Origin of the sequence: Planktothrix serta PCC 8927 (assembly GCF_900010725.2) — a bacterium.
GTDB lineage: Bacteria > Cyanobacteriota > Cyanobacteriia > Cyanobacteriales > Microcoleaceae > Planktothrix > Planktothrix serta.
Genome location: NZ_LR734888.1, coordinates 149,226 through 161,676, shown reverse-complemented (window position 1 = coordinate 161,676; position 12,451 = coordinate 149,226). Strand labels below are relative to the sequence as shown.

Sequence of the window (12,451 nt, the reverse complement as noted above, 5' to 3'; positions counted from 1 at the left end):
GAAAAATCTATGAAATACAATGAGATCATCACCATCGAACCCGGAAAACGGAGTGGAAAACCGTGTATTCGAGGAATGCGAATCACTGTCTACGATATCCTAGAATATCTAGCAAGTGGTATGACAGAAGCAGAAATTTTAGAAGATTTTTCGGAACTCACTTCCGAAGATATCAAAGCTTGTCTTGCTTTTGCAGCCGAGCGGGAGAGAAAGTTATTTGTGGTATCATGAATCAAACTACTACTAGATGAAAACCTCTCGGATCAGATTATTAGCAAGATTATCGATTTGTATCCCGATTCTAATCATGTCAAAACCTTGGCACTTACAAATACTGAGGATTCAGTTATTTGGGAATATGCAAAGCCAAATCATTTCGTAATTGTGTCAAAGGATTCTGATTTTCATCAACGAAGTTTACTCTACGGTCATCCACCCAAATTTATCTATCTTCGCATTGGTAACAGTTCAACATCCAAGATTGTTCAAATTTTAAGAGATAATTTTGACACGATAATTCAATTTTGCAATAGCAAAGTAGAAAGTATCTTGATATTAGCGTAGTGCATTCCCGTGATTGTTGTGGCTACGTTATCACATTCTTAAAAAACAGAGGAAGGAGCGAGTTGATTTAGAGTTTTACGAGTTAACTAAGATAGTCTTGAACTCGCCCCTACGGTCAGGGTTATTTTATTGATATTTTCTGTTAAAACTCAATTAAAACAGACCCTTTTAATGAATAATTTAGGATGATCGCAGCTTATTTCGTTGAGATTTAACTATCATAAATAGTCCAATTATTCCTAAGCCAACGACCATTCCCGGTTCAGGAACACTAGCCGTATTATTCAAGGGATTATTGGGTTTATTTAACTGTTCTTTCCCGGTTTCAATCTTACGATTAAATCGATCAGCAGAGGCTTCTGCGGCTTTCAATGCTTGACGTTGTTCATCATTAACTAAAACAATCATCGAAGAATAAGGGGTAACAATATTATAGGTTTTTGCGATCGCATGAATCCCATCTAATTCCGTTAATTGTTGATCAGAGGTTTTCTGACTTAACCCTCGAACTAATAACCGGGCGGCGATAGGTTCAAACCCCTGAGAATTTGTAGGTTTTTCTGTCGTTTTTTCCATGAACCACCCATAACCATCTGCTACTGTTAAAACTGTCGGTTTGGGTTGGGGTGAACTCACTAATTTCTGGGTGAATTGTTCAGTGGTTGCGATGCGTTTAATCACCTCAGAAATATCGGTAGAAACGCCACCGCCATTCTTTTGAATCATCTTTAATGTTCCATCTTCATAAGCAGGGGCGAGGGAGCCTAAATGGACAATCCACAGGGGAACAGAAATCTGAGGAACTCCTGTTTTATCTTCTGATAATTCATAACTTCCTTCATCGCTAATTAATATAATCCCGTCATAGGGTTTATTTTCCTTTAATTCCATAAATTGACGTAACATTTCCTTAATTTGCAGGGTTCCATAAAAGGCTTTTTGATTCACCGGGAATTGACGCAAATTATCAATTAATTGGGGTTGATTTCCTTCCGTTGCGGTAACATATAAATCCGCTTGATTATTCGGAAGCACATTAGTTTTAAACCAGTCTAAGGTTTTCACTAATTCCTGTTGATGGTTTCCCATACTGCGAGAGGTATCGAGAATAATCGCAAATTGTTGACCTTGGGGTAAAATATAATCCTTTTGAGTTAAGGGTTGAGCCGTAATTTTGTAATTAGCTAATGTCACTTCATGGGATTGAATTGACGCTTTAGAAGCGGGTAAACTAGCCTCTAACCAATTATTATCAAACCCTCTAATTCTTTTTTGATTGCGAATTCGTTGGGTGCTTTTTGTCCAGAAAATATTGCGTTTTTCACCAACTTTAGGGAGGAGCCATTGATTTCCTTGACGCAGGACTTTATAGGTTAACCAAAGATGTAATTCTGTCGGACGACTGGAATTATTTCTCTCCCAAGAAGTTGATTTAGCAGGAATAGGAAAAGCTCGCAGGCGATAATGTTGAGTTCCGACTTGTTCTAATAATGCTGGGTCAACAGGACGTTCCCGTTTCACTTGGGAATTATACACTTTTTGCGCCGCACCTCTGGGAGCAACGGTAAAGGGAAAACGTGTGGCTTTATTATTCGTATCTCCTAACCAAAGACCTGTAATTACGGCTGTTTCCGGTAAGGAAAAGGAGTAAAAAATTTCCTCTACATCGTTGGTTTGATTTTGATAAACTTCATAGATTTCTACCTCTCCCCAGTCCCCCTGTTCTTCAACTGTAACCTGTTGTTTTGCTAACCAAACTTTCTTCTGATTAATATTCAATAACCCCGCCTTAGCTTCATCTAAAATAGCGGTAGATTTGAGTGCGTGTTGAATGGCTAGGCGTTCTCCTTTTTGAATGGGAGTATCAAAAAAATTAGCATAGAGTTTTTCAGCTTGCTCAGAGTCTTTATCTAAATCTCCTTGATAGAGAAAGGGTGACATCACTTGATTATAACTATTCTGAATTCTATCTAAAAGAGGTTGAGGCAGGTTAAAAACATCTTTGTACATTGTCTCAATAGAATTACTATCTTTGACGGCTCCTAGATAACGATAGGCGGATAGATAGGCATTAATTAATCCTTTACGAATGGGTTGAGATTGAGCTAATAATTCTTGTTTTTGTTGATCAGTTTTGGGAATCGTTTCTAACTTTTCAAAGGCTAAAACTTGCGGTTGATGGAGAAAATTTATAAATAAAACCATCCAAAGGGTTATCACCCCTAACGAAATTTGGGCGGTACGAATGCGACCATATTGAGTAGCAAAGTTGCGTAAAATTCGTTGTCCTGAATGAATATAAAGGGCAACAAAAGCAGATGGCATTCCTAAAAATAGGGTGGCTGTTCCTGTCAACAGAATTGTCACTATAAAAAAAGATAATAAGAAATCATGAGTTAAAGACTGCCAAAGAAAAGTTAACCATTCCCATGAAAAGAACTGGCGCAGGAGAATAACAGCAAGGGGAACAGCATAATAGAATAGAAAAATTCCAACGTATAACCCGACTAATAACATTAAGCTATGGGTAACGAGTTGAATTCCTGATAAAAATCGATGAATTTTATTGTGTTTGTTTCCTAAATATCCCCATAACAATTCTACAAAAAAAGCACAAATACAAATCAGAATGGTACTTAAAACTAAACGGCTGGCTGGAGTTAGTTCTCGCAGAATAAATAATCGCACCAGACAAAAGAGAAATAGCGGTGCTTCTACACCATAAAATAATCGGATTAACTCGACAGGACGTTGGCGAAAATATCGGGCACCAATAACAGTGCAAATGGTGGGAACTGCTATTAAAGTGAGGATGGTCAGAGTAAATTCTAGTTCAATTTCCCCGGTAAAAGTTGCTACCACTAAGAAAATCGCTACAAAGGGTAAAATCCAAAGATAAACAACGCTTAGGAAGGTGAAATTCCACAACCAAAAAATTAATTTAAACAGAGAATGAAGAGTTTTAGTTATATTCATATTACTCCATGAAAGTGTATATGAAGGCAGAAGTTAGAACAAAAACTATTGCACCCTCTTAGTTTTCCAGTTTAACGATCTACAGTTGAGCTATCCACAATTACTTAAATTTAGAGGCAGAAATTTACAATTTGTTATATAGATCGAGGGAACAGGGAACAGTAAGTTATCACCCTTGTTACAAGGTTTAGTATTGTTAAATACCTTAATTGGTAGTGCTATAATAATCAGAGAATAGAGAAATTGTACTCTAATAAAAAAGCTCAAGCATTGCTGCCTGAGCTTTTTTATATTAGATGAAATCTAGGGACTGATCAGAGCCAGTCCGAATCGGAGTGATCCGCCCAGACACAATTTAGTAGCGACCACGACGATTACCACCGCCACGAGCACCGCCACCAGCACCACCAAAGCTATTATCACCCCTTGAATTCTCACGGGGTTTAGCTTTATTCACTTTCATGCTCCGACCCATCCATTCTGCTCCATCGAGATCATCAATGGCTTTTTCTTCCTCTGCTTCAGTTTCCATTTCAACAAAAGCAAAGCCCCGCACTCGACCTGTTTCCCGATCTTTAGGAAGCTGAACCCGTTTTACAGAACCATATTCTGCAAAAACGCTGGTTAGATCCTCTTGGGTAACTTCATAAGAAAGATTGCCGACATAAATAGACATGGGGTATCTCCAAAATCAAGACAGTGCAGAGGTTGGAATTTCGGAGAGAAGCCTGTCCAAACCAAACGGGAAATGCCCATCAAGACTACAAACAAAAGCTACAACCGAATTTTACTCTCACTGGTTACTTTAGCACAATCTGTTAAAAAATAGGTAATAGAATATTGGATTAAATAACTTAGTAGCGCCGTGAATAATTTTGTTTATTTCCCCAACTCCCTCTATCGGGTTTTCGGTCTTCACGCGGTCGAGCTTTATTCACTTTGAGAACCCGATCCATCCACTCCGCCCCATCCAGTTCATTAATTGCTTTCGCTTCTTCGTCATCCGTTGTCATTTGGACAAAGCCAAAACCTCGCTTTTTCCGGGTTTCCCGGTCAATGGGGATTTGAACTTCTTGAACAGAACCATACTCAGTAAATACTTCTCTCAGATTGTCTTCCGTTACCTCGTAAGACAAATTACCTACATAGATCGTCATTAACTTACCTCTTTAGTCAAAAATTTAAGGGGTGTGTAGAGATTGGAACTCGGAGGTAAGCGGGCAGAACTTACACCAGAGATAAAAAACGTTCCTGATGCGATCGCAAACTAGGCTACCGATATCTAATCTTTTTGAGATTATAACATTAATTGCTAAAAAATCTCTATCTGTCAAAAGATAGATATAGATTTTTTTTACTCCATTTTTCTATCCAATTATTACAGATTGTAAAGGATTGTTTCAAGATATTGTGATCCGATTAGATAATAGTTATTGATAAAAAACGCGGGTTAAAAATTCTGTAGCTTTTAAATGATCTAACGGTTTAGAAATTAAATAGCCCTGTCCATAATTGCATCCCAACTCTTCTAATTTTTCGAGTTGGATATTGGTTTCAATTCCTTCAGCGACTACATCCATCCCTAAGCTATGAGCTAACGTAATAATTGTGTGAATAATTTCTGCACCTTCTATTTTAGACTGAATTTGGCTGACAAAAGAACGATCAATCTTTAAAGTACACAGAGGGAAACTATGCAGCCGACTTAAAGAGGAATATCCTGTGCCAAAATCATCAATACACAATTGAATTCCGATGGCTTGAAGTTGTTTAATTAAATCCTGTTCAAAAGTCAAAGTTTCTAAAAAGCACGTTTCAGTAATTTCTAACTTTAAAATCCAATTTCCTAGAGAATTTACTTCCAAAACTTGCTGAAAATTTTCAACCAGATTAATCTGTTTTAAATCAACGGGAGAAAGATTGATACTCATACTCAAAGGGGGTAAATTTTGAAATTGCTGGTTCCAGCGACAAATTTGGTTACAGGCTTCTTTTAATACCCATAAATCAATAGCTTGAATTAATCCAGTTTCTTCGGCGAGAGGAATAAATTCACTGGGATTAATTCTTGTTTTAAGGGGATGATCCCAACGAATTAAGGCTTCAAATCCTACGAGCATTCCTGTTTCTAAAGAAATAATAGGTTGATAATATAATAAAAACTCTTGCCGAATTAAAGCTTCCCTTAACTGATTTTCTAATTGTAAACGTTGCACAGCAGGAACTTGCATTGCGGGAGTTAAAACTTGATAACACCCTTTCCCTAAACGTTTAGCTTGATACATGGCAATATCAGCATCTCGAATAACTTCTTCAGCTTGGGAATAGCCTATAGAACTGATAGTGATTCCAATACTAACTCCAGTAAAAATTTGATTTTTATAAATATAAAAAGGCTGTTTAATCTGTTCAATAATTTGTTGTGCTACATCTGTTGCTTCAGTTAGATCTGTAATATTTTCTAATAAAATAATAAATTCATCTCCTCCGAGTCGTGCGACAGTATTCTTGAGTTTAACGACCGTTGTTAAACGATGAGCTACACTTTTTAATAATTCATCTCCGACTAAATGACCCAAGCTATCATTGATCACTTTAAATCGATCTAAATCTAAAAATAAAATAGCATATAAATAATGATTTTCAACTTTTGTTTTTTGAATTAAATGTTGGAGTCTATTTAACAGCCAATTTCTATTTTTTAACGCTGTCAAACTATCGTGAAACGCATCAAATTTTAGTTTTTCTTCCCGTTTTAATAATTCCGCTTGTGTTTTTTTTAAATGTTCTAAAGCTAAAGAAAGTTCCGATGTCCGTTGATCAACTCGATCTTCTAATTCTTTATTGGATTTTTCAATAGCTGCTTTAGCTTCTTGTAATTCAGCCGTGCGTTCTTGTACCCGCACTTCTAATTTTTCAAAAACGGTCTTCAACTGCATTGCCATTTGATTAAATGACTGGGCTAAAATTCCCAATTCATCTTTTCGATTAATTTCAATCTTCTGGTCTAATTCACCTTTGGTAATAGCTTGACTCGCTTGACTTAACTTAATAATAGGGTCAGTAATTATATGAGCCGTTATGATTCCTAAAATTGTTGCTATAATCAAAGCCAAAAGACACAAAAATAACGTAACTTTTGTATTGTAAATAATCAAATTCATAAAATCCCGTTCGGGAACCACAATACAAATTAACCAATCAATTCCCCTGGGATCTGAAAACGGAAAAACCTTAACAATATATCGTTCATCACCTGCTTTAAAATCTAAAGAAATAGAGTCTTGAATAGAGTCAAAACTTGTAACCTGATTTTGGAGATTTTTAGCTGTTTCTCTAATTAAAATATCATTAATTTCAACCGCTTTTATTCTTTCAGGTTTACCTTCTTTAATCAGAAAAGGATTTTTCACTGAAGAACTAGCAACTAACAGCCCAGAACGCTCCATAATAAAGCTCTGTCCAGATTTACCAATCTTCACACTTTGAAGAAAATCACCAATTTCTGACAGATAGAATGCCGTATCTAGCACGCCTAATAAACGTCCTTCTGAGTCATAAATGGGTAAAACGGCATCAATAGCTAAGGTACTGTGATAAAACCAAAGATAAATCGGAGTCCATATACCTGTTTTAGCTTGGGTTGCAGCTTGATACCAAGGACGACGACGGGGATCATAATTAGGCAATCTTTTTAAAAGTTTACCCTGTTCTCCCGTTTTATTTAAGCTGTAAATATGAAACCAATCTTGAGTCGAATTCTGAACAATTTCTAAATTAAATTGTTGATCGTTGATTCTTCGAACACCAATATATTCTCCTTTTTCACTTCCCCAAGCTATATAGTCAATGGGAGAAAAAGAATTGACTTGGCTTAAAAAAAACTGTTTTAAACGTGTAAAGTCTGTTAACGAGATGAAATCTGGCGTCAGCGCATTTTTATTAGTCTCATTCACAAGATGAGCCCTATTCAGGTAGGTTCTCAGAGCTAACTCTATCCGGGTACTAATTTCTTCATGTAACTGAGTTGCTAACTCATGGACAGCTTTTTGACCATTTCTATACGAAAAAAATCCCGTTATTCCCACTGCGATCACAATTTGTAGCACAAAAGGAATAACGAGTAGTTGACGCAGTGATAACTTCACGAGCGCTGATCTCCTTGAGAAGTAAAGCAACTAATCAACTGGTTACGCATTCAAAATCGCTGACATCACATCACTCATTGTTTCTTAATCATTAGTAATTTTGTAGAGTGCTTTGTTCCTGCATTTGAGTCCCTCTACAAACCCCAATTAAAATTTTGTCCACTCAAACCCAACACGGGGGCGATTGATCTCTGATTCCCAAGCTTCAACCAGTCCGACCTCAACAATTTGGGATGCAATGACCCGTTTAAACGGAATCGGATCATAATCGGGGTTATCCGGTTCGCTAGGAGGAGCCGTTCTACTAGGGGGGGAAGTCGTGGGAGAGCGACGGGGTTCAAGGGGTTCTTCGGAAATAGGGGGAGGAGTGTTAGCGCGACGAGAACCCAAATCAACAACTTTATTGGGTGTGGCTGCTGCATCAGAAGGATAGGGTTGGCTTTTGAGATCCCCCTTTACAGGATAGATCCGTTGAGCCGTTAATTCCGCGCGTTTTTCTTTAAACCCTTCTTTTCGCTCAATCATATTCATTCCTAAACGACCTTCAATAATGATTTGATCGCCTTGATGATATTTTTCATGAACTTCTTGGGCAAAATTCCCCCAGGCGATCACTTTTAAGGTAGCCGGGGGATCAACCTCTCGCACCCCAGGAAACTGAACTAACATTTCTGTTAGGGCGAGTTGGTTATCGGGGGTATAACGAAGTTGCGGATCTTGAATAATCTCCGCCATTAGAATAATACTGTTCATGGGTTAATGAATAAATTCAAGTACAAGGTTAAACTCTCCAAGGGAGTTGAGTTTTTTTTTAATCATGACATTTTTAATTGCAAATTCAAACTATTTTTCTGTTAATTTTGAACTTCAAATGTCTTCTTGGTGATCCATCCCTTGAGATTGATTAACAAAATCATGGACTAAATTGCGATATTCTCGCAAGGTGGTATCAACCCAATCTCGATCAACGCTATTGGCAAAAATATGAACCATCGGTTCTCCCGCATCGGGTAAAATCAAAACCCAGTTATCATCTTGGTAGTTAATTAACTTCACCCCATCAATTAATTCTAAGTTTTCAGGGGAATGGGTTTCCACTAAATGCCGCATCAACGCTCCTTTGATTGTCCAAGGACAACGGACGGTATATCGACGATGGACAACATGGGGTAAATCTGCCCGCACTTGGGTGAGCGATCGCTCTTGACTGGTTAACATTTCAATAATTTTAGCAATGGAAAACATGGCATCAAACCCCGGATGCAGTTGGGGGAAAATAAACCCCATATCCCCACTCCCTCCTAAAACCACATTAGGATAGCGGTGACAAGCTTCCATTAAAGCCGTTGGGTTAGCCTTCGTGCGAATCACCTTAGCATCATAACGACGGGCTATTTGTTCCACCGCCGCCGAAGTATTGACGGGAACTACCACCACACTACGGGGATGGGAAGTTAAGACCATATTCACCATCAGAGAGGTTAAGGGTTCCCCTCGGATGGGACTTCCGGTTTCATCAACTAACATAAATTGTTCGCCATTGGCATAGACTTGCGCCCCGAAATTAGCCCGCAAAGCTTCTACAACTCGCCCTAATTGATCGAGTAAATTTTCCCGTTCAGGAACGGATAAAGCGGTGTGATTCAAACTAGCATTTAAAACCACGGCATCACAGCCAAATTTTGCTAAAAGTTGCGGTAAAATTGCCCCAGAAACCGCATAAACATAGTCAATTACAACTTTGGCATTACTGTATCGTAACACCTCAATATTGATATGTTTAGCAAAACTTGTACTATAAATATCGAGTAAATCGATGGCATAACTAACGTTACCAATTTCGGGAATTTGTGCCCGTCGTAAATCTTCTTTAAAATAAGCCCCTTCGATTTTTTTCTCTTTGGTTTTGGTAATATTAATTCCTTTACTATCGAGAAATTCAATTAACAGATAATCCGCCCGTTCTGGGGAAAGTCGGACATGAATTCCGCCAGCGACTTTTAACGTGGGAATCGTAGTCCGAGTAATCGGAATCGCTGTGGCATCTAAGTTAATAATATTAATCCCAACGGACATTAAACCCGCCACTAAAGAACGAGTGACCATCCGAGAAATCGGCCGTTGATCCCGCGAAACTGCCACCGTTGAACCGGGTTTTAAAGTTGATCCATAAGCAGCACCCAATTTAACCGCAAATTCGGGAGTAATATCAATATTTGCTAATCCTTGAACCCCCCGTTGACCAAATAAATTGCGTTGGGCCGTATTCCCCCAAATTAAATTAATATTCAGCGTCGCCCCGGATTCGATTTTTTTACTCGGCCACACCCGCACCCCTGGACTAATTAGGGCTTCTTCCCCAATACTGGATAAAGAACCCACCACCGCCCCTTCGAGGACATGGGCGCGACGGCCGACACGGGTGCCCCTGGCGATCACACAGGCCCGTAAATGGACATCATCCCCAATAATCGCCCCATTCCAAATAATCGGTCGTTTAATATTGGCATCCGCCCCGATGGTGATATTATCGCCAATGACGCTTCCGGCTTCAATTTGCGCCCTCGCCCCAATCCGACAATTGCGACCAATCAAAACCGGGGATTCAATTTGGGCCGTTTCATCAATATAGGTATTTTCGCCAATCCACACCCCCGGAGAACGTTCAGGATAGGGAATTTTGAGTTTAACTTTTCCGATTAAGGCATCATAATGGGCTTCTCGATAGACATCTAAATGACCAATATCACACCAATAGTTATTGGCAATAAACCCATACATGGGTTCTCCTTTTTCCAGGAGTAAGGGGAATAAATCTTGGGAAAAATCACACTCTTGATCAAAGGGAAGATACTGTAAAACTTCCGGTTCTAAAATATAGGTTCCCGTATTCACCGTATCGGAAAAGACTTCACTGGCGGAGGGTTTTTCTAAAAAACGATTAATGCGATTATTTTCATCGGTAATCACCACCCCAAATTCAATCGGGTTAGGCACTCGGGTTAAAATTAATGTGGCTTTAGATTGTTTGCGGTGATGGAATTCAATGGCGGCAGTTAAATCAAAATCGGTAACACTATCTCCACTAATCACTAAGAAAGTTTGATCTAAAAGTTCAGCAATATTTTTTACACAACCTGCGGTTCCCAGAGGTTGATCTTCTTCAACCGCATAAGTAATTTGTACACCCAAATCACTGCCATCATGAAAATATTCCCGCATGACATCGGGAAGATAATGCAGGGTAGCAATCACTTCTGTAATATTATGTTGTTTGAGTAAATGAATAATATGTTCAGCAATGGGACGATTGAGTATCGGTACCATCGGTTTAGGAAGATCGCACGTTAACGGTCGTAGTCGCGTTCCCGATCCACCTGCCATTAGCACTGCTCGCATATCTCCTCCTGACTGATTTAGGCTAATTTATTATTCAAAATCCTAGGTATTCTTTCACTCAAATTCCTTGAACAGCTTGCCGATCAGGGATTTCAATAGAAAGGCAGTAAAGATGTTAGAATCAATAACCTACTTAGTAATAGGATAGCAAATTTCTTATTTAATCGCTAAAAATCTTAAAATGATTCTCTCTTTTAATCGTTAATTTTTATTAAAATCTCCAAATCTTCCCCTTCAGGTAGAAGTCACCCGTTTATCCCTTAATCGGTCGATTCAAAGGCTTTTTGTCTACCGGAAACCCAGACATCTTGTACAAGCGGGTCAAGGGGATCACTCCTTCATCAGTTGTAAAGTACAATTCTTTGAGATTAACTGCTAAAATAGAACAACGTTAACTTGTAGATAATCCTTTACGGCAAAATCCTTTAGCTATGAGTTCCCTAATTACCCTGCTATTGATTGCTATTTATGGGGGTGGAATTTGGAAGTTTTGGAGGGGGTTTGAAAATACCAACTTCAACCGCAGTTTCCAGAACCGTCTCATCCTCTCCTTATTATGGCCTGTGTTGGTATTCAATTCCTCCTATCGGAAAAATTTTACCAAAGCCTTAAAAGGCTCAAAATAGAGTTATATCTATAATGAATGTCTAAATCTTCTAATCCATCCAATTTTTTCAGTTTGTCTGTAAGTTCCGATCCCTTGGAAAGGGCGATCAACTCTGTAGCCTATCGCTTTAACCGCGAATATCAAGGGGAAGCCTTTGATTTACCGCCAGAAGTGGAAACGATGGCAATTTTCCGCGATCGCATGGCCGGAACTTTATCCGAAAAAATCACTTCCCCCTTTTGGGAAATTGCCAAACCCCAAAAAAATCAGCGCTGTTTAGATATCGGTTGTGGAGTCAGTTTTCTGATTTATCCTTGGCGAGATTGGGAAGCTTTATTTTATGGTCAAGATATTAGTAATATTGCTAAAGATGCCTTGACAATTCGAGGGCCGCAGTTAAATTCTAAACTGTTTAAAGGAGTGAAATTAGCCCCCGGTCATAAACTGCAATATGAAGATCATCAGTTTGATTTGGCGATCGCAACGGGATGGAGTTGTTACTATCCCCTGAGTTATTGGGAATTAGTCTTAAAAGAAGTCAAACGAGTCGTTAAACCCGGTGGCGATTTTGTGTTTGACATTCTAATTCCCGATGCTGAATTAGCTGAAGATTGGGCAATTTTAGAAACCTATTTAGGCACCGAAGTTTTCTTAGAGCCCTTAGAAAATTGGGAAACAATTATTAAAGCAACAGGTGCTAAAATTTTAAAACGTAAGCCGGGAACGTTATTTCAACTCTATAAAATCCGCTTCTAAA

At 38.6% G+C, this 12,451-nt stretch carries 10 protein-coding genes; 4 read left to right on the top strand and 6 right to left on the bottom strand.

The window, feature by feature from the left end:
- The first annotated feature begins 9 nt into the window (after nt 1-9).
- Both PL8927_RS27170 and PL8927_RS27165 read left to right on the top strand, forming a co-directional pair.
- Complete coding sequence (locus tag PL8927_RS27170; protein ID WP_083627087.1) at nt 10-231, top strand: DUF433 domain-containing protein; 222 nt, start codon at nt 10-12, stop codon at nt 229-231.
- Nucleotides 232-564, top strand: a complete 333-nt coding sequence (locus PL8927_RS27165; RefSeq protein ID WP_083627023.1) for a DUF5615 family PIN-like protein — start codon at nt 232-234, stop codon at nt 562-564.
- 180 nt (nt 565-744) lie between these two features.
- On the opposite strand, the gene PL8927_RS27160 is transcribed toward PL8927_RS27165, so the two are convergent.
- From PL8927_RS27160 to PL8927_RS27135, 6 genes are all read right to left on the bottom strand, one after another.
- Nucleotides 745-3,540, bottom strand: coding sequence for a TIGR02921 family PEP-CTERM protein (locus tag PL8927_RS27160; RefSeq protein ID WP_083627022.1), 2,796 nt, complete (start codon nt 3,538-3,540; stop codon nt 745-747).
- 355 nt (nt 3,541-3,895) lie between these two features.
- Complete coding sequence (locus PL8927_RS27155; protein ID WP_083627021.1) at nt 3,896-4,216, bottom strand: RNA recognition motif domain-containing protein; 321 nt, start codon at nt 4,214-4,216, stop codon at nt 3,896-3,898.
- Between the two features lie 178 nt (nt 4,217-4,394).
- Nucleotides 4,395-4,697, bottom strand: a complete 303-nt coding sequence (locus PL8927_RS27150; protein WP_083627020.1) for an RNA recognition motif domain-containing protein — start codon at nt 4,695-4,697, stop codon at nt 4,395-4,397.
- Nucleotides 4,698-4,970: 273 nt separating this feature from the next.
- Nucleotides 4,971-7,688, bottom strand: a complete 2,718-nt coding sequence (locus tag PL8927_RS27145) for a bifunctional diguanylate cyclase/phosphodiesterase (RefSeq protein ID WP_197047572.1) — start codon at nt 7,686-7,688, stop codon at nt 4,971-4,973.
- Nucleotides 7,689-7,835: 147 nt separating this feature from the next.
- Entirely contained in the window at nt 7,836-8,441 is a 606-nt protein-coding gene (locus PL8927_RS27140; RefSeq protein ID WP_083627018.1) for a single-stranded DNA-binding protein, read from the bottom strand.
- A 114-nt stretch (nt 8,442-8,555) separates the two neighbouring features.
- Complete coding sequence (locus PL8927_RS27135; protein WP_083627017.1) at nt 8,556-11,087, bottom strand: mannose-1-phosphate guanyltransferase; 2,532 nt, start codon at nt 11,085-11,087, stop codon at nt 8,556-8,558.
- A gap of 431 nt (nt 11,088-11,518) precedes the next feature.
- Between PL8927_RS27135 and PL8927_RS27130 the strand changes: the two genes are divergently transcribed.
- Together PL8927_RS27130 and PL8927_RS27125 are read left to right on the top strand one after the other, a co-directional pair.
- Nucleotides 11,519-11,713 (top strand): hypothetical protein, encoded by a 195-nt coding sequence (locus tag PL8927_RS27130; RefSeq protein WP_083627016.1) that lies wholly within the window; start codon nt 11,519-11,521, stop codon nt 11,711-11,713.
- A 17-nt stretch (nt 11,714-11,730) separates the two neighbouring features.
- Complete coding sequence (locus PL8927_RS27125) at nt 11,731-12,450, top strand: class I SAM-dependent methyltransferase (RefSeq protein ID WP_083627015.1); 720 nt, start codon at nt 11,731-11,733, stop codon at nt 12,448-12,450.
- Nucleotide 12,451 lies beyond the last annotated feature (1 nt).

Coding starts and splice junctions, on each gene's coding strand:
- PL8927_RS27170 (WP_083627087.1), top strand. CDS start 10: ATGAAATACAATGAGATCATCACCATCGAACCCGGAAAACGGAGTGGA.
- PL8927_RS27160 (WP_083627022.1), bottom strand. CDS start 3,540: ATGAATATAACTAAAACTCTTCATTCTCTGTTTAAATTAATTTTTTGG.
- PL8927_RS27155 (WP_083627021.1), bottom strand. CDS start 4,216: ATGTCTATTTATGTCGGCAATCTTTCTTATGAAGTTACCCAAGAGGAT.
- PL8927_RS27150 (WP_083627020.1), bottom strand. CDS start 4,697: ATGACGATCTATGTAGGTAATTTGTCTTACGAGGTAACGGAAGACAAT.
- PL8927_RS27140 (WP_083627018.1), bottom strand. CDS start 8,441: ATGAACAGTATTATTCTAATGGCGGAGATTATTCAAGATCCGCAACTT.
- PL8927_RS27135 (WP_083627017.1), bottom strand. CDS start 11,087: ATGCGAGCAGTGCTAATGGCAGGTGGATCGGGAACGCGACTACGACCG.
- PL8927_RS27130 (WP_083627016.1), top strand. CDS start 11,519: ATGAGTTCCCTAATTACCCTGCTATTGATTGCTATTTATGGGGGTGGA.
- PL8927_RS27125 (WP_083627015.1), top strand. CDS start 11,731: ATGTCTAAATCTTCTAATCCATCCAATTTTTTCAGTTTGTCTGTAAGT.